The sequence below is a fragment of the Citrobacter sp. LST-B2 genome (genome assembly GCF_057983045.1).
On record NZ_CP192598.1, the window covers coordinates 661,876 to 679,148 of the forward strand.

Annotated in this window: 14 protein-coding genes; 7 read left to right on the forward strand and 7 right to left on the reverse strand. The window is 53.9% G+C overall.

Annotation, left to right across the window (positions count from 1 at the left end; genetic code table 11):
* The first annotated feature begins 13 nt into the window (after positions 1-13).
* Positions 14-1,501, forward strand: a complete 1,488-nt coding sequence (locus ACQ0PY_RS03225) for a UxaA family hydrolase (RefSeq protein ID WP_044265554.1) — start codon at positions 14-16, stop codon at positions 1,499-1,501.
* Positions 1,502-1,599: 98 nt separating this feature from the next.
* Positions 1,600-2,154 (forward strand): YgjV family protein, encoded by a 555-nt coding sequence (locus ACQ0PY_RS03230; protein WP_046487516.1) that lies wholly within the window; start codon positions 1,600-1,602, stop codon positions 2,152-2,154.
* Positions 2,155-2,170: 16 nt separating this feature from the next.
* Here the strand turns inward: ACQ0PY_RS03230 and sstT are convergent, their stop codons facing one another.
* From sstT to ACQ0PY_RS03250, 4 genes are all read right to left on the reverse strand, one after another.
* On the reverse strand, positions 2,171-3,415 hold the full coding sequence (gene sstT, locus ACQ0PY_RS03235; protein WP_042998220.1) for a serine/threonine transporter SstT: 1,245 nt from the start codon (positions 3,413-3,415) through the stop codon (positions 2,171-2,173).
* 252 nt (positions 3,416-3,667) lie between these two features.
* On the reverse strand, positions 3,668-4,633 hold the full coding sequence (locus tag ACQ0PY_RS03240) for a TerC family protein (protein WP_042998219.1): 966 nt from the start codon (positions 4,631-4,633) through the stop codon (positions 3,668-3,670).
* Between the two features lie 271 nt (positions 4,634-4,904).
* Positions 4,905-5,903 carry a Gfo/Idh/MocA family protein gene (locus tag ACQ0PY_RS03245; RefSeq protein ID WP_061070603.1) on the reverse strand — a complete coding sequence of 333 codons (999 nt, stop codon included), beginning with the start codon at positions 5,901-5,903 and terminating at the stop codon, positions 4,905-4,907.
* Between the two features lie 69 nt (positions 5,904-5,972).
* On the reverse strand, positions 5,973-6,476 hold the full coding sequence (locus ACQ0PY_RS03250) for a M48 metallopeptidase family protein (RefSeq protein ID WP_044255814.1): 504 nt from the start codon (positions 6,474-6,476) through the stop codon (positions 5,973-5,975).
* Between the two features lie 83 nt (positions 6,477-6,559).
* On the opposite strand from ACQ0PY_RS03250, the gene rlmG reads away from it, so the two are divergent.
* Positions 6,560-7,696, forward strand: a complete 1,137-nt coding sequence (gene rlmG / locus ACQ0PY_RS03255) for a 23S rRNA (guanine(1835)-N(2))-methyltransferase RlmG (RefSeq protein ID WP_044255811.1) — start codon at positions 6,560-6,562, stop codon at positions 7,694-7,696.
* 45 nt (positions 7,697-7,741) lie between these two features.
* On the opposite strand, the gene ACQ0PY_RS03260 is transcribed toward rlmG, so the two are convergent.
* Together ACQ0PY_RS03260 and ygjG are read right to left on the reverse strand one after the other, a co-directional pair.
* Positions 7,742-9,760, reverse strand: coding sequence for an oxidoreductase (locus ACQ0PY_RS03260; protein ID WP_109739816.1), 2,019 nt, complete (start codon positions 9,758-9,760; stop codon positions 7,742-7,744).
* Positions 9,761-9,936: 176 nt separating this feature from the next.
* Positions 9,937-11,316 carry a putrescine aminotransferase gene (gene ygjG / locus ACQ0PY_RS03265; protein WP_172961315.1) on the reverse strand — a complete coding sequence of 460 codons (1,380 nt, stop codon included), beginning with the start codon at positions 11,314-11,316 and terminating at the stop codon, positions 9,937-9,939.
* Between the two features lie 430 nt (positions 11,317-11,746).
* Between ygjG and ACQ0PY_RS03270 the strand changes: the two genes are divergently transcribed.
* The gene (locus tag ACQ0PY_RS03270) at positions 11,747-13,267 is read left to right on the forward strand and encodes a methyl-accepting chemotaxis protein (RefSeq protein WP_109739817.1); all 1,521 of its coding nucleotides are present in this window, start codon (positions 11,747-11,749) and stop codon (positions 13,265-13,267) included.
* Positions 13,268-13,578: 311 nt separating this feature from the next.
* Positions 13,579-15,144, forward strand: coding sequence for a methyl-accepting chemotaxis protein (locus ACQ0PY_RS03275; protein WP_109739818.1), 1,566 nt, complete (start codon positions 13,579-13,581; stop codon positions 15,142-15,144).
* Here the strand turns inward: ACQ0PY_RS03275 and ACQ0PY_RS03280 are convergent.
* On the reverse strand, positions 15,141-15,698 hold the full coding sequence (locus ACQ0PY_RS03280) for a PadR family transcriptional regulator (protein WP_042998211.1): 558 nt from the start codon (positions 15,696-15,698) through the stop codon (positions 15,141-15,143). The genes ACQ0PY_RS03275 and ACQ0PY_RS03280 overlap by 4 nt on opposite strands.
* A gap of 228 nt (positions 15,699-15,926) precedes the next feature.
* On the opposite strand from ACQ0PY_RS03280, the gene ACQ0PY_RS03285 reads away from it, so the two are divergent.
* The gene (locus ACQ0PY_RS03285; protein WP_090049163.1) at positions 15,927-16,691 is read left to right on the forward strand and encodes a siderophore-interacting protein; all 765 of its coding nucleotides are present in this window, start codon (positions 15,927-15,929) and stop codon (positions 16,689-16,691) included.
* Between the two features lie 85 nt (positions 16,692-16,776).
* Positions 16,777-17,115 (forward strand): DUF1889 family protein, encoded by a 339-nt coding sequence (locus tag ACQ0PY_RS03290; protein ID WP_071888470.1) that lies wholly within the window; start codon positions 16,777-16,779, stop codon positions 17,113-17,115.
* Positions 17,116-17,273: the final 158 nt, after the last annotated feature.

The following is a 17,273-nucleotide window of genomic DNA, read 5'->3' on the forward strand; positions in this document are numbered from 1 at the left end:
GTCCGGGGTTGATATGCAATACATCAAAATCCATGTGCAGGATAACGTTGCGGTCGCGCTGGCTGATTTGGCGCAGGGAACGGAAGTCACTGTGGACAACCACACCGTAACGCTTCGCCAGGATATTGCTCGCGGACATAAATTTGCGCTGAGTGACATCAGGAAAGGGGCGTACGTGATTAAGTATGGTCAGCCTATCGGCCATGCTTTGACGGACATTGCGGCGGGTGAACATATTCACGCCCACAATACTCGCACCAATCTGAGCGATTTGGATGAGTATCGCTATCAACCCGATTTTCAGGATCTTCCTGCGCAACCGGCGGATCGCGACGTGCAGATTTATCGTCGCGCTAATGGGGACGTCGGGGTACGAAACGAACTCTGGATCCTGCCAACCGTTGGCTGCGTCAACGGGATTGCGCGCCAGATCCAGAGCCGTTTCCTGAAAGAGACGAATGATGCTGAGGGCACTGACGGTGTCTTCCTGTTCAGCCACACCTACGGCTGCTCGCAGCTTGGCGACGATCACATCAACACCCGCACCATGCTGCAAAACATGGTCCGTCATCCGAACGCCGGCGCGGTGCTGGTGATTGGCCTGGGATGTGAAAACAACCAGGTCGATGCCTTCCGCGAAACGCTGGGCGACTTCAATCCTGAGCGTGTGCACTTTATGATTTGTCAGCATCAGGACGATGAAGTGGAGGCGGGACTTGAGCATCTTCATCAGCTTTATGACGTGATGCGCCACGACAAACGCGAGCCGGGGAAACTGAGCGAGCTGAAGTTTGGTCTGGAGTGTGGTGGTTCAGACGGGCTTTCCGGGATCACCGCGAACCCGATGCTTGGTCGCTTCTCTGACTACATGATTGCCAACGGCGGCACCACCGTGCTGACCGAAGTGCCGGAGATGTTCGGGGCGGAGCAATTGCTGATGAGTCACTGTCGCGACGAAGAAACGTTCGGCAAACTGGTCACCATGGTCAATGACTTCAAGCAGTATTTTATCGCCCACAATCAGCCGATTTACGAAAACCCTTCGCCGGGTAACAAAGCCGGTGGGATCACTACGCTCGAAGACAAGTCGTTGGGCTGCACGCAGAAAGCGGGTTCCAGTCAGGTGGTTGACGTGCTGCGCTACGGCGAGCGTTTGAAAACCCACGGTCTGAATCTGCTGAGCGCGCCGGGTAATGATGCGGTTGCCACCAGTGCGCTGGCGGGTGCCGGTTGTCACATGGTGTTGTTCAGCACCGGTCGCGGTACTCCTTACGGCGGATTTGTGCCGACGGTGAAAATTGCCACCAACAGCGAACTGGCGGCGAAGAAAAAGCACTGGATCGACTTTGATGCGGGCCAGTTGATCCACGGCAAAGCGATGCCGCAACTGCTGAATGAGTTCATTGATACCATCGTCGATTTCGCCAACGGTAAGCAGACCTGCAACGAACGCAATGATTTCCGCGAACTGGCTATCTTTAAAAGCGGCGTAACGTTGTAAAAAGTGCCGAATGACGGCAAAACGCCTTATCAGGCCTACGCTGGCAGGCCTGATAAGCGCAGCGCCATCAGGCATTGTTAATGGAGTTGATGTCGTTTATGACCGCGTATTGGCTGGCTCAGGGCGTCGGTGTGCTCGCGTTTCTGATTGGCATTACGACGTTTTTCAACCGCGATGAGCGCCGCTTCCGACTCCAGCTTGCCGTCTATAGCGCCACGATAGGCGTACACTTCTTTCTGATGGGCGCCTGGCCCGCCGGGATGAGCGCGGAACTCAATACCGTGCGTACTCTGGTGTCGATGCGCACCCGCAAACTGTGGGTGATGGCGCTGTTCATTATCCTCACCCTGGTGCTAGGGCTGGCGAAACTACAGCATGCGATGGAAATTCTGCCCATCATCGGCACGCTCGCCAGTACCTGGGCGCTGTTCCGCTGTAAAGGATTAACGGTGCGCTGCGTGATGTGGTGTGCGACTGCCTGTTGGGTGGTACACAACTTCTGGCTGGGATCGATCGGCGGAACGCTGATTGAAGGCAGTTTTCTGGTGATGAACGGGCTGAACATTATTCGTTTCTGGCGTATGAAACGCCGGGGAATCGATCCATTCAAAATTGAGAAAAGCGTACAGGAAGAGACCCCTTCCGCCAGATGACGGAAGGGTTTAAGGCTTAGCTACGCAGCGCGTTATTCGCCAGACGTTCGTCTTCAGCCTGGCAGGCTGCCGCGGTAAACAGGACGTCAGTGGAGGAGTTCAGCGCCGTCTCACAGGAATCCTGCAGCACGCCGATGATAAAGCCGACAGCAACCACCTGCATGGCGATATCGTTCGGGATACCAAACATATTACAGGCCAGCGGGATCAGCAGCAGCGAGCCACCTGCAACACCGGATGCGCCGCAGGCGCACAGTGAGGCGACCACGCTCAACAGCAGCGCGGTGGGCAGATCCACCGGAACGCCCAGCGTATGCACCGCTGCCAGCGTTAACACCGTAATGGTGATCGCCGCGCCCGCCATATTGATGGTGGCGCCCAGCGGAATAGAAACGGAATAGGTATCGCGATCCAGATTCAGTTTTTCACACAGCGCCATATTCACCGGAATATTCGCTGCTGAACTTCGGGTGAAGAAAGCATAAACGCCGCTTTCACGCAGGCAGGCAAAAACCAGCGGATACGGATTGCGACGAATTTTCCAGAATACCAGCAATGGGTTGATCACCAGCGCGACCAGCGCCATACAGCCGACCAGCACAACCAGCAGTTGCGCGTAGCCCCACAGCGTGGAGAAGCCGGTGGTGGCGAGGGTCGATGCGACAAGACCAAAAATACCAATCGGGGCAAAGCGGATCACCAGTTTCACCATAAAGGTCACGGCGTTCGACATATCATTGACCAGATTTTTGGTGGTGTCGTTGCCGTGACGCAGGGCAAAACCAAGGCCGACCGCCCACACCAGGATGCCGATATAGTTGGCATTCAGCAGCGCATCAATGGGGTTAGAGACCATACTCATCAGCAGACCACGCAGTACTTCTACAATGCCTGACGGCGGCACGATATCATGCGAACTGGTGACCAGATGCAACGTTGAAGGGAAGGCGAAGCTGAAGACTACCGCGGCGAGCGCCGCAGAAAACGTCCCCAACAGATAGAGAAACAGAATCGGGCGAATGCTGGTTTTTTGCCCGTGCTGATGGTTGGCGATCGACGCCATCACCAGCATCAGAACCAGAATCGGGGCGACGGCTTTTAACGCACCGACGAACAATGTGCCGAGCAAGCCAACGGCAATGGCTGCCGGTTTTGAAATCCATGCCAGTATGATCCCCAGTACGAGACCGACCAAAATTTGTTTAACCAGGCTTCCTTGAGCCAAACGCTGTAGCAGCCCCGATGAACGTTGCGTAGTCATTTCTTGATCCTTACAGTGTGTTGTTGCTCATCCTTCGCGCGTTCTATGGACGCCGCTTTCCGGATGTAACAAAGTGTTTGCCTGGTTGAGTATAAGGAAAGATAACGCTTCGGGAAGCGAAATATGCTGGATTTCATGCTGCGGTCATGTTTTGTAACTTGGTGTTAACAATATTGTGACATGTTCTACAAAAAGCAGAGGCCAGATTATCTATTGGCCGGGGACGCGCTAGCGTCGCCCGGCACGACAGAATTACGCCTGTTGTTTCTTATCATGCTGGTAGTTGACCCAGGCGTTGATCAGTAACGTCACGACCAGGATGCCAAATACCACGCCGAGCGAAATCGCAATCGGGATATGGTAGAAGTCGACGATCAGCATCTTTATACCGATAAACACCAGGATCACCGCCAGACCGTATTTCAGCATAGAGAACCGCTCTGCAACTCCCGACAGCAGGAAGTACATGGCACGCAGGCCCAGGATCGCGAACAGGTTCGAGGTCAGAACGATGAACGGGTCAGTCGTAACAGCAAAAATAGCCGGAATACTGTCGACCGCAAAAATAACGTCGCTCAGTTCCACCAGGATCAGCACCAGCAGTAGCGGCGTGGCATACAGCAGACCCTTTTTACGCACGAAGAAATGTTCGTTCTCGATAGTATCCGTCATGCGCAGATGTCCGCGCAGCCAGCGCACCAGAGGCTTATCGCCAATGCCGGCGTCATCTTCTTTCGCCAGCGCCATTTTTACCCCGGTAAACAGCAGGAAAGCGCCAAACACGTACAGCATCCATTCGAACTGCGTAATCAGCCAGGTACCAGCAAAAATCATTATCGTACGTAGCACGATGGCACCCAGCACGCCGTAGACCAGTACCCGACGTTGCAGGGCAGGCGGCACCGAGAAGTAGCTGAACAACATCAGCCAGACAAAGACGTTATCGACGGCGAGGGATTTTTCGATCAGATAACCCGTGAGGAACGCCAGCGCCTGCGGATCGGCGACGGCGCGGCCTTCGGTTTGTACCAGGTACCACCAGAATGCAGCGTTAAACAGTAGCGAGAGCGTGACCCAGACCAGGGACCAGGCAGCCGCTTGCTTCATGGTCATCGTATGTACGCCACGACGCCCCTGCAAAAAGAGGTCGATAGCCAGCATGATCACCACAACAACAGCGAATCCGCCCCATAACAACGGTGTGCCGACAGTATTCATCATCATTCCTTACACATAAAAAAAACGGCCAACGTCAGAAGACGTCAGCCGCTGCTTTTTATGCATAGACCTCGCCTTCCGGCAAGGTCTCACTTACAACAAAAAAAGAATGCGTTAGCGCATTCCTTTGTCGTTGCCCGGTGACCGGATGTGGTTTTTCACACATCGTAATGACGATCGACCGACAATGAAGTTACTCCCCTTTGCAGGTAACAAAATATGACAGGCCATGCATTCCGTCAATGGCCTGTAACATCTGTTTTACAATGTTTTACGCAGTCGCTGCGCGGCTGACATCGTCTGCCGGGAAGGTGACGCCGGTCTGGCGACGAATCTCGGTTAACAATTTTGCCGTGATGCGACTGTTGGACAATCCAGGGTGATTCACTTCATTGGCGTCCACCAGTGCTGCAAACGCCTGTGCCTCATACAGCATAGTATTGATGTGCTGCGGTTGGGTAAGATCCTGGGTTTTCCCGCCGCGCGGAACAAAACAAACCTTCTGGCATTCGGAGATTTTTTCGATCACCAGCGATCCGGCTTCGCCCTGAATTTCACTGTCGACAACGGAATCACTCACTTTGGAATGCTGGAGGGTGACGCTGAAATCACCGTAGTCCATCACCACCACGCCGTGGGCATCGACACCGCTCTCCAGCAGACTGGCAGAGGCCTGTACGCTGTGCGGTTCGCCCCATAGCGCCACAGCGGAAGCCAGGCAGTAGAAGCCAATGTCCATGATCGAGCCATTGGAGAAGGCCGGGTTAAAGGTGTTCGGGTTTTCGCCGTCAAGATAGCGCTGATAGCGCGACGAGTACTGACAGTAATTGAGGAACGCTTTGCGCATTTTACCGACTTTCGGCAGCGATTGTTGTAACAGCAGGAAGTTAGGCAGACTGGCGGTTTTAAACGCTTCGTAAAGCACCACTTGATTTTCCCGCGCACAGGCGATGGCGGCTTCGACTTCGGCCAGATTCGACGCCAGTGGCTTCTCGCAGATCACATGCTTTTTATGGCTCAGAAACAGTTGGGTCTGGGGAAAGTGCAGCGAGTTCGGGCTGGCAATGTACACTGCGTCAATCGCCTCGCTTTGCGCCATCGCATCCAGCGAGGTAAACAGATGCTCGACGAGGTAATCATTGGCGAAGGTTTGCGCCTGTTCGAGGCTGCGGGAATAGACTGCGGTTAACTTATATTTGCCGGTCTCATGGGCGGCATCCACAAACTGGCGGGTGATCCAGTTTGTGCCAATCACTGCGAAACGTATCATAAATGCCTTCAGGCTCCATAAAGGGATTCTGTCGTCAATTTAGCACGCCTTTATGACAAAGCCAGTGCGCTACTGCGCAGTTTCCTTTAACGACAACTGCGTCAACCAGAGGCGGGTATCAAATTCCAACTGGTGATAGTGCGGTTCCATGTGACAGCAAAGCTGATAAAACGCCTTGTTGTGCTCCTTTTCCTTCAGATGCGCCAGTTCGTGGACGACGATCATTCGCAAAAAGGGTTCCGGCGCGTTGCGAAACACGGTGGCGACGCGGATCTCGGCTTTCGCTTTCAGCTTGCCGCCTTGTACGCGAGAGACCGCTGTGTGCAGGCCGAGCGCATTCTTCAGCACGTGGATCTTATTGTCATACATCACTTTGTTGATCGGCGGGGCGTTACGCAGAAATTGATTTTTCAGATCCTGGGTGTATTGCCAGAGCGCTTTATCCGTCGCGAAATCATGCGTTCCCGGATAGCGCTTTTCCAGCACCGCGCCCAGCCGTTGCTCGGCAATCAGCGTGCGCACCTGAGAAAGCAGGTGCTCCGGGTAGCCCTGGAGGTAAGTTAATTGGCTCATCGTCACCCATGCAAATCATAAAAAGTGTATACTCACGCACCCTTTTACGGGATACGCCGAAATTTTACCATTCAGGAGGGCCGATGAGCCACACAGACAACGGTTTCCGTTCACTGACACTAAAACGTTTCCCGGAAACGGACGACGTTAACCCACTGTTGGCGTGGGAAGCGGCCGATGATTATCTGCTGCAACAGGTGGACGATACGGAGATTCGCGGCCCGGTGCTGATCCTGAATGATACCTTCGGTGCGCTGAGCTGTGCGCTGGCGGAGCAGTCGCCGTACAGCATTGGTGATTCGTATTTAAGCGAACTGGCAACGCGGGAAAACCTGCGCCATAACGACCTCGCGGAGTCCAGCGTCAAGTTTCTCGACAGCACGGCAGAGTACCCGCAGGCGCCGGACGTGGTGCTGATCAAAGTGCCGAAAACGCTGGCACTGCTTGAGCAACAGCTGCGCGCGCTGCGAAAAGTGGTGACCCCGCAAACCCGTATCATTGCTGGCGCGAAGGCGCGGGATATCCATAACTCCACGCTGGAGCTGTTTGAGAAAGTGCTCGGTCCAACGACTACCACGCTGGCGTGGAAAAAGGCGCGTCTCATCAATTGCACCTTCAGCGAGCCGGCTCTGGCTGATGCGCCGGAAACGCTGAGCTGGAAACTGGAAGGCACCGACTGGACCATCCATAACCATGCCAACGTCTTCTCCCGCACCGGGCTGGATATTGGCGCACGTTTCTTTATGCAGCACCTGCCAGAGAATCTGGAAGGGGAGATTGTCGATCTCGGCTGTGGCAACGGGGTAATTGGTCTGACGCTGCTGGAAAAAAATCCGCAGGCGAGCGTGGTGTTTGTCGATGAATCCCCAATGGCGGTGGCGTCCAGCCGTCTGAATGTGGAAACTAACCTGCCTGAAGCCATCGATCGCTGTGAGTTTATGATTAACAACGCGCTGTCCGGGGTTGAGCCTTTTCGCTTTAACGCCGTACTGTGCAACCCGCCGTTCCATCAGAAGCATGCACTGACGGATAACATTGCCTGGGAAATGTTCCACCACGCCCGTCGCTGCCTGAAGATCAACGGCGAGCTGTATATCGTCGCCAACCGTCACCTCGACTATTTCCACAAGCTGAAGAAGATCTTCGGCAACTGCGCCACCGTTGCGACCAACAATAAGTTTGTGGTGCTCAAAGCGGTGAAAGTCGGCCGCCGTCGCTAAGCGAACTGCCCATGCCCGGCACGCACAATGTGACCGGGCAATGAATTAAATTCCCAGCGCCAGACGGGTGCCCTGGGCAATGGCCCGGCGGGCATCCAGTTCCAACGCTACATCACAGCCGCCGATTAAGTGCACCGTTTTTCCCGCCGCATGCAGCGGTTCTGCCAGCTCACGTCGCGGCTCTTGACCCGCACAAATAATGACGTTATCGACTTCCAGCGTCTGCGCTTCACCACCGATCAACACGTGCAGACCGGTGTCGTCGATCTTCTGATAGCTGACTGCCGGGATCATCTTCACACCGCGTGAAAGCAACGTGGTGCGATGGATCCAACCGGTGGTTTTTCCCAGTCCCTCGCCGGGTTTGCTGGCCTTACGCTGGAGCATCACAATCTGACGCGGGCTGCGAGCCAGATGCGGGCCTTCCGGACGTAATCCGCCAGCCTGTTGCAGGCTGGTGTCGATACCCCATTCCACACAGAAATCGGCAATGTTCTGGCTGGTGGGTTCGCCGGGCTGACTCAGGTACATTGCGGTATCAAAGCCGATCCCGCCGCAGCCAACGATCGCCACCCGATTCCCCACCGGGGTTTTGTCACGCAGGACATCGAGGTAGGTTAAAACCTTCGGATGATCGATGCCGTCGATCGGCGGCCTGCGCGGCTCGATCCCGCTGGCGAGGATCACCTCATCGAATGCCTGCAGATCGTCTGCTGCAACATAATGATTGAGTTTCAGGGTGACGCCGGTGACGTCAATCATCCGACGGTAATAGCGGAGCGTTTCATAAAACTCCTCTTTACCGGGGATCTGTTTGGCAATATTAAACTGCCCGCCGATCTCGCCCAGCGCATCAAAGAGGGTGACATGATGACCGCGTGCCGCCGCATTGATAGCAAAGGCAAGACCCGCCGGGCCCGCGCCGACGACAGCCAGATTTTTTATTGTGGAAGCCGGAACAACAGGCATTTTGGTTTCATGGCAGGCGCGGGGATTCACCAGGCACGACGTGATTTTGCCGACGAAGATCTGATCCAGGCACGCCTGATTACAGCCGATGCAGGTGTTAATTTCATCGGTACGCCCCGATTGCGCTTTCGTCAGCAGTTCGGCATCCGCGAGAAACGGGCGCGCCATCGACACCATATCGGCATCACCACGCGCCAGAATTTCATCGGCAACCTGCGGATCGTTAATCCGGTTAGTGGTGACCAGTGGCAGCGAAACGTGTCCTTTCAGCTTACGCGTTACCCAACTGAAGGCGCCGCGCGGTACCGGCGTGGCGATAGTGGGAATGCGCGCTTCATGCCAGCCAATTCCGGTGTTGATGAGCGTTGCGCCTGCGGCTTCAATGGCCTGCGCCAGTTGCACTGTTTCTGCAAAAGTGCCGCCTTTTTCCACCAGATCAAGCATCGACAGGCGGTAGATAATAATAAAGTCGTTCCCCACCCGCTGACGCACCGCACGTACCACTTCAATGGCAAAGCGCATACGATTGGTATAATCACCGCCCCATTCATCGTCGCGCTGATTGGTGCGCAGGGCGAGAAACTCGTTAATCAGGTACCCTTCCGAGCCCATGACCTCCACGCCGTCGTAACCCGCCTCCCGTGCCAGTTGGGCACAGTGCGCGAAGTCTTCTATCAGTTGCAGAATTTCTTCGTGGCTCAGTGCGTGCGGGGTAAACCGGTTGATGGGGGCCTGAATTGCGGAAGGGGCTACCAGTTGTGGTTGATAGCTGTAGCGCCCGGTATGCAGGATCTGTAGCGCTATTTTCCCGCCTTCACGATGAACCGCGTCGGTGATGATGCGGTGATGCGGCACCTCACGGGCGTCATTGAGCGTCGCGCCGCCTTCCATCGTGACGCCAGACGACGCGGGGGCGATGCCACCCGTGACAATCAGTGCGACGCCGTGCCGGGCTCGCTCGGCATAGAAAGCGGCCAGGCGTTCCGCGCCATCAGGATACTCTTCAAGTCCCGTGTGCATTGAACCCATCAGCACGCGGTTTTTAAGCCGAGTAAAACCAAGATCAAGCGGGGCGAACAGCGACGGATAGCGCATAAGATTGTCCAGTATGTAAAATTATTGTTATGTGGTCGGATGAGTGTCTAATTTAGTCGTCGGCAGGGAAAAGGGAAAAGGGGAATGCGATGATTGTGATGGGATTCAAAAAATGCCCCCGGGCAGGGGGCATTTGTTCACAGGCCAGAATGGTGTTTCATCACCCGGCAAGCTGTTTACACCTCTTCTATGCTCACCCGCAGCGCCGCCAGCGCTTTACGCGTGGCTTTCAGCACTTGCTCACACTGCTCAATGGTCAGCGTTAACGGCGGTTCGATGCGGATCGTTTTCGAGTTGTTGAGCGTTCCGGCAACCAGGACCCGCTGGCGGAACATCTCGCTGGCGAAACTGTAGCCGGTTTCATTGTCGACAAACTCGATTGCCATCAGCATCCCTTTCCCGCGGGCGTCCTGCACCAGGTCAGGGAACTCTCGCGCCAGTTGGCGAAAACCGTCCAGCAGGATATCGCCTTTCTGTTCCGCTTGTGCCGGTAAGTTCTGCTCCAGCAGCACATTGATGGTGGCCAGCGCGGCCGCACAGGCCAGCGGATTGCCACCGAAGGTGGTGGTGTGCAGGAAGGGGTTATCAAACAGTACCGAGAAGACCTCTTCGGTGGCGATCGTCGCGCCAATCGGCATCACGCCGCCGCCCAGCGCTTTTGCCAGGCAGAGAATGTCGGGCTGCACGTTCTCATGCTCGCAGGCAAACATCTTGCCGGTACGCCCCATGCCGGTCTGGACTTCATCAAGGATCATCAGCGCGCCAAATTCGTCGCAGAGTTTACGTACGGCGGTGAGATAACCCTGCGGTGGCAGGATCACGCCGCCTTCACCCTGGATAGGCTCCAGAATCACCGCAGCCACATCATCTCCGGTTTTTTTGCACTCGCTGAGCGCGGTACGCATGGCCTCAATATTGCCGAACGGCACATGACGGAAGCCCGGCAGCAGCGGCATAAACGGCTTGCGGAACGTCGATTTGGCGGTGGCGGACAGCGCGCCCAACGACTTACCGTGAAACGCGCCGCTGGTGGCGATAAAGGTAAATTTGCCGCGTGGTGACTGATACGCCTTCGCCAGTTTCAGCGCCGCTTCGACCGATTCGGTACCACTGTTGCTAAAGAAGCTGTATTTGAGTTTTCCGGGCGCCAGGGCAGCAAGGGTTTTTGCCAGCATGGCCCGCAGTGGGTCAAGCAGTTCCTGACTATGCAGAGGTTGTTTCGCGAGTTGATTCTGTACGGCGGAAACCACAACTGGATTACGGTGCCCCACGTTGAAAATTCCAAAACCTCCCAGGCAGTCGACAAACTCCTGTCCCTGGGTGTCGACAAGCGTGTTCAGACTTCCCGCTTGCCACTCTACGGCTCCGTAATCCCCGCCGGCGGTAACAGATTTGCGATACTCTAAAAATCCCGGATTGACATGTTCTTTGAAGTAATCAATCACCTCTCGGTTAAGTGCTTTCATCTCCTCATGATCAAGCGTTCGCTTCTCAATGAGATTCAGTGCGTGCGCACTACAGGCCAAAGCCGATGCGCTGGAAGGTAACCTGTTCAAAATATGCTCCCGGAGATCGCGTATCACATGATACCGATTTAAGTATTGCAGGGATTGCGCCATCCCGGCGGCGCTGATGAAAATCGGGATAAACACCAGGGAGAACTGTTATTGCGCAACATTTAATCTCATTTGTTAACACTTGCTGGGTTTTTGTGCAAAATGAAGACCGTGTGAGATCGGCGTCAGAAGGGGCGATTGCGCAGAAATAGTGCAAAATTTGCGCGATAACAGTGCGCGACCCACAGTGTGATTTTATAGTTTCAACGTGAAAGTATTTTAAATCAATCAATTAGAATTCGTACAAAATATGAGGTTTAATCGCAAATTGCGATCTAAATCAAATTTAACATCTAAAGATAAATCTGTTAGCGCCGAAATAACATCTGACAAGAAGTTAACAACCAGATAACTTGCACAGGACGCGACTATGTCTTCTCAGCTCTACGTTACCCAGCAAAATACACCGCTGGATGACGATACGACCCTCATGTCGACAACCGATCTCTACAGCTACATCACGCACGCCAACGATACGTTCGTCAATATTAGCGGTTACTCACTCAATGAATTGCTGGCGCAACCGCACAACCTGGTGCGTCACCCGGACATGCCGAAAGCAGCCTTTGCTGACATGTGGTACACCCTGCAGCAGGGTGAACCCTGGAGCGGCATCGTCAAGAATCGCCGTAAAAATGGCGATCACTACTGGGTTCGGGCGAACGCGGTACCGATGGTGCGCGAGGGGAACGTGACGGGGTACATGTCAATTCGCACCCGCGCGACGGATGCGGAGATCGCCACGGTTGAGCCGCTTTACAAGGCGCTCAATGAAGGTCGTTGTCGACGCCGGATCCACAAAGGACTGGTGGTGCGTAAAGGATGGCTCGGGAAACTACCGGCAATGCCGGTGCGTTGGCGGGTCCGCAGCGTGATGGCGCTGATCTACGTGGTATTGGCGGCGGTGCTACACCTGTCTGGTGCGCCATGGCTTGCACAACTGATGTGTGTGCTGGTGATGCTACTGGGTACAGCGGCGTTTGAGTGGCAGATTGTTCGTCCGATTGAGAACGTCGCGAAGCAGGCGCTGAAGGTAGCGACCGGTGAGCGAAACAGCGTGGCGCATCTGAATCGCAGTGATGAACTGGGGTTGACGCTACGCGCTGTCGGGCAACTTGGTCTGATGTGTCGCTGGCTAATTAACGACGTTTCAAGCCAGGTGTCGAGCGTCAGAAACGGCAGCGAAGCCTTAGCGAAAGGCAACGACGATCTGAATAAGCATACGCGTCAGACGGTCGATAACGTCCAGCAGACGGTGACCACCATGAATCAAATGGCGGCGTCGGTAAAACAAAACTCCGAAACCGCATCCGCCGCCGATAAGCTGTCGATTGCCGCCAGAAGCGCGGCGGCACAGGGCGGTGAAGCAATGGACACCGTGATTAAAACCATGGATGACATCGCCAACAGCACGCAGCGCATTGGCACCATCACCACGCTGATTAACGACATCGCTTTCCAGACCAATATTCTGGCGTTGAACGCCGCAGTTGAAGCGGCCAGGGCGGGTGAGCAAGGCAAAGGGTTTGCCGTCGTGGCGGGTGAAGTGCGCCATCTGGCCAGCCGCAGCGCCAGCGCGGCGAATGATATTCGTAAGCTAATCGATGCCAGTGCGGATAAAGTGCAGTCGGGTTCTCAGCAGGTCCACGCCGCGGGACGTACGATGGATGATATTGTCTCTCAGGTACAAAACGTCACTCAGTTGATTGCGCAGATCAGCCATTCAACGCTTGAACAGTCCGACGGATTGACCAGTCTGACGCGTGCGGTAGGCGAACTTAACGACATCACGCAGAAGAACGCCGAGTTGGTTGAAGAGAGCGCGCAGGTGTCCGCCATGGTTAAACACCGTGCCAGCCGTCTGGCGGATGCCGTGACGGTGTTGCACTAATCCTTTCTTTTATCCGCATCAACGCTTACCGGTAATGGTAAGCGTCATTGTGATAATAATGTTAATAACATATTAAACATTACCACCTACGGGTGGTTTTTTTATTTTATTCGCATCTTTTCATTTCTGTCTTTGGGCTATTTGGACATCATAAAAAATCGTTTATATAACGATCGGTCTGCCTTTATTCATCGTCAAAAACTATTTACCGGCAGTTATTGATAATAAAAAGCGATCAATATCATAAAGTTAGTGAGTTTGTTACCGATAAAGGAATCTGTCTGAAGAAAAACTATCTCCAGGGAGAATATATGTTTTTGCGTAACATGAAGATCCGCTCAAAATTATTTATCGCGTTTGGATTGTTTATTGTACTGATGATGGTGAGTTCAGGCCTTTCATTATTTAGCCTGGACCGCGCCAACAGCGGTATGCAAAACATCATTACCAATGACTATCCCATCACGGTAAAAGCCAACAAGCTCATCGATCATTTTCAGGATTTTGTCAGCACGCAGCAGTTGATGCTGATGGACGAAGAGGGGCGGTGGACCCAGACGTCCCAGAAAAAGCTCGACACCATTAGCCAGCAGATTACGGTGTTGCTGGATGAACTGGACGCTGCGCCGCTAAATGCCGAATCGAAAAAGGTCATCTCCGGGATCCGTGATGTGCGCGAGCAATATCTCGCCTCCCGATTCCGCATTCTGCAGGCACTTCAAAACCATAACCGACAGGCGGCAATGCAGGAGATGATGACCACGACGGTCAATGTACAGCAGGCCTATAAAGAGAAAGTTCAGGCACTGATCGCCATTGAAGATACGCAGATGTTGCATGCTGGCGCGCAGGTGGAAAGCGACTTTACCGCGAACCGGGCGTTGCTTATCGCGCTGGCGCTCATCGGTATTGCCGCGGGTTGTATGATGGGGTGGTATATCGTGCGTTCCATCACCCGGCCACTGAATGAAGCGGTGCAGTTTGCCGAAGCGATTGCCGAGGGCGACCTGACCCGCAATATCCTCACCACGCAGAAAGATGAGACCGGCGAACTGCTGCATGCGCTGATGGTAATGAAAACTCGCCTGCTGGAGATCGTCCAGGAAGTCCAGAACGGGTCGGAGAATATCTCCAGCGCGGCAGCGCAGATCGTCGCCGGGAACCAGGATTTGGCTGCACGTACCGAAGAACAGGCGAGCTCCGTTGAGCAGACCGCCGCGTCAATGGAGCAGATCACCGCCACGGTAAAAAACACGGCCGAACATACCGGAGAAGCGACGAAGCTCTCTGCGGGGGCGGCGACCGTTGTGAAGAACAATGGCGAGATGATGAATCAGGTGACGCAAAAAATGCGGGTGATTAATGAAACATCTAACCGCATGTCGGACATCATCAACCTGATTGACTCCATTGCATTCCAGACCAATATTCTGGCGCTTAATGCGGCTGTTGAAGCCGCGCGAGCCGGTGAGCATGGCCGTGGGTTTGCCGTGGTGGCAGGGGAAGTACGCCAGTTGGCGCAAAAGAGCGCATCTTCTGCCAGCGAGATCCGCCATCTGATTGAGGATTCCACCGGTCAGACCCAGGAAGGGATGCAACTGGTCGAGAAGGCTAACGGACTGATAAACGGCATGGTCAACAACGTCGAGGAGATGGATGTGATCCTGCGGGAGATCGGCCAGGCCAGTCGTGAGCAAACCGAGGGGATTTCGCAGATCAACAGCGCGATTGGCCTGATTGACGCCACCACCCAGCAGAACTCCTGTCTGGTCGAGGAGTCCGTTGCGGCAGCGGCGTCACTGAATGAGCAGGCGTTACACTTAAAAGAGATGGTGAAAGTGTTCCGTGTTCGTGACGGCGACGCCTTGCCTGCTTAATCAAGCTGAGTGATTTCCAGCGCCGCACGGTCGATCACGCCAATGATCTTTTTTAACTGTGCGTCGCTGATGTCACCCTGATTCACTCTCAGATCCAGCACTGCCTTGAAGTTTTCCAGCGCTCGTTTCATCTGCGGATTCTTACGCAGTTCAAAGCCGACATTGCGTGCGTTGACGCGTTCCTGAATGTGGCCGAGATGTTCACGATTCTCTTCCAGCCATTGTGCGCCGGTGTCAGTGAGAGTGATTTTTTTACGCCCCCCATCCTCTTCGCTAACCGCAATAAAGGCCTGATCCTGGAGGAAATCCAGCGTTGGGTAGATCACGCCAGGACTCGGCGTATAGTTGCCTTGCGTCAGATTCTCGATAGCTTTGATTAGCTCATAACCGTGGCTGGCTTCGCGGGAGAGAATATCCAGAATCACCAGACGCAGCTCCCCATGGCCAAAAAAGCGCTGACGCCGTCCACCACCGCCACCTCTACCGTGACGATGTTCGCAACCGCCGTGATGATGCCCTTCGCCTTTACAGCAACCTTCATGATGATGTCGCATGATAATCTCCTTTTGTTTAGATATATCTAATTTATATCTAAAATGAAGATTTTGACAAGGGTAGTGTTGATAATTTTACTAATCCTATGAATTTAAATGATAAATATTTAAAGGCAGTAACACTGCAGACGCTATCAAAAAATGACTTGCAATTCTGGCTATTAACAATCATTATCATTTGAAAACTGTATTTAGATATATCTGATTATCACACGAAGGTCAAAAATGATGGATAAAACTTCACGTTACCCTCAGCGCGTGCGCAATGAACTGCGCTTTCGCGAACTTACCGTTTTGCGCGTAGAACGCATCGGGACGGGTTTTCAGCGTATTGTCCTCGGTGGCGATGCGCTGGAAGGCTTTAACTCGCGCGGCTTTGACGACCATAGCAAGGTGTTTTTCCCGCAACCCGGCAGCCGGTTTGTTCCGCCAACCGTAACGGAGGAAGGGATTGTCTGGGGCGAAGGCGTGCGTCCGGCTTCTCGCGATTACACACCGTTGTACGATGAAGCCCGTCATGAGCTGGCGCTGGATTTCTTTATTCACGACGGCGGTGTGGCGAGCCGTTGGGCTATGAAAGCGCGCGAAGGCGATACGCTAACCATCGGCGGACCACGTGGTTCGCTGGTAGTGCCGGAAGACTACGCTTACCAGCTCTATGTTTGTGATGAGTCCGGTATGCCAGCGTTGCGGCGTCGTCTTGAGGCGCTGAATCGCTTACCGGTAAAACCGACGGTGACCGCGCTGGTGAGCGTCGCCGATCCGGCATATCAGGATTACCTCGCGCATCTGGGCGATTTTTCCATTGAATGGCTGGGACACGATGAGCAGGCGGTTGCCGCACGACTGGCGCAGATTGACGTGCCGACAGAAGATTATTTCATCTGGATCACCGGGGAAGGGAAGGTGGTGAAAAATCTTAGCCAACGCTTTGAGCAGGAACCGTTTGATCAGCAGTTAGTCCGTGTGGCGGCGTACTGGCACAACAAGTAAAGTGAGCGCCGTCGGGACAATGAAATTTAATGATTTCTTTGAGGCTGAAATCGGTTTAAGGTCATAGAGTAGTCTTGTGTTTTACATGGTAAATTTTAAGGATAAAAGTATGCCTGCAGTCATTGATAAAGCATTAGATTTCATCAACGGTATGAATACCTCGGCCTCATCTCCAGAACCTATGGATGAAAGCACGGCGAAAGGAATTTTGAAATATTTGAAAGAGCTGGGCTGCCCGGCAAGTGCGTCGGATATCGTTGCGCGTGGTGAGCGGGAGGGGTGGAACCCTGGATTTACGCAAAAACTGGTTAAGTGGGCTGAGAAGTTTGAAGCCGGTGAACGGGTTTTGATCAGAGACCCTGAATATTTTTCATTGTACATGCGTGAGCAGCTTCAGGAACTGGTCGAAGTTGAGCGCGCGTGAAGCCAACAACCTGCCTTGATGCTCTTGCCAGCCAGGGAAGAGCATCCCTTTCGGTTACCGTTGGTGGCAGAATAGTGTTTCACATTGATAGTTTCGGTAAGTAGTTTCTCTTGCGGCATTTGTCGTTAACGTTATCATGACAGAAATAAAACTAACAA

Bases quoted from the DNA above. Each gene is read 5' to 3' on its own strand.
- ACQ0PY_RS03260 (WP_109739816.1), bottom strand. From the start codon at position 9,760: ATGCGCTATCCGTCGCTGTTCGCCCCGCTTGATCTTGGTTTTACTCGG.
- ACQ0PY_RS03225 (WP_044265554.1), top strand. From the start codon at position 14: ATGCAATACATCAAAATCCATGTGCAGGATAACGTTGCGGTCGCGCTG.
- ACQ0PY_RS03280 (WP_042998211.1), bottom strand. From the start codon at position 15,698: ATGCGACATCATCATGAAGGTTGCTGTAAAGGCGAAGGGCATCATCAC.
- ACQ0PY_RS03285 (WP_090049163.1), top strand. From the start codon at position 15,927: ATGGATAAAACTTCACGTTACCCTCAGCGCGTGCGCAATGAACTGCGC.
- sstT (WP_042998220.1), bottom strand. From the start codon at position 3,415: ATGACTACGCAACGTTCATCGGGGCTGCTACAGCGTTTGGCTCAAGGA.
- ACQ0PY_RS03290 (WP_071888470.1), top strand. From the start codon at position 16,777: ATGGTAAATTTTAAGGATAAAAGTATGCCTGCAGTCATTGATAAAGCA.
- ACQ0PY_RS03275 (WP_109739818.1), top strand. From the start codon at position 13,579: ATGTTTTTGCGTAACATGAAGATCCGCTCAAAATTATTTATCGCGTTT.
- ACQ0PY_RS03245 (WP_061070603.1), bottom strand. From the start codon at position 5,903: ATGATACGTTTCGCAGTGATTGGCACAAACTGGATCACCCGCCAGTTT.
- ACQ0PY_RS03240 (WP_042998219.1), bottom strand. From the start codon at position 4,633: ATGAATACTGTCGGCACACCGTTGTTATGGGGCGGATTCGCTGTTGTT.
- ACQ0PY_RS03250 (WP_044255814.1), bottom strand. From the start codon at position 6,476: ATGAGCCAATTAACTTACCTCCAGGGCTACCCGGAGCACCTGCTTTCT.
- ACQ0PY_RS03230 (WP_046487516.1), top strand. From the start codon at position 1,600: ATGACCGCGTATTGGCTGGCTCAGGGCGTCGGTGTGCTCGCGTTTCTG.
- ACQ0PY_RS03270 (WP_109739817.1), top strand. From the start codon at position 11,747: ATGTCTTCTCAGCTCTACGTTACCCAGCAAAATACACCGCTGGATGAC.
- rlmG (WP_044255811.1), top strand. From the start codon at position 6,560: ATGAGCCACACAGACAACGGTTTCCGTTCACTGACACTAAAACGTTTC.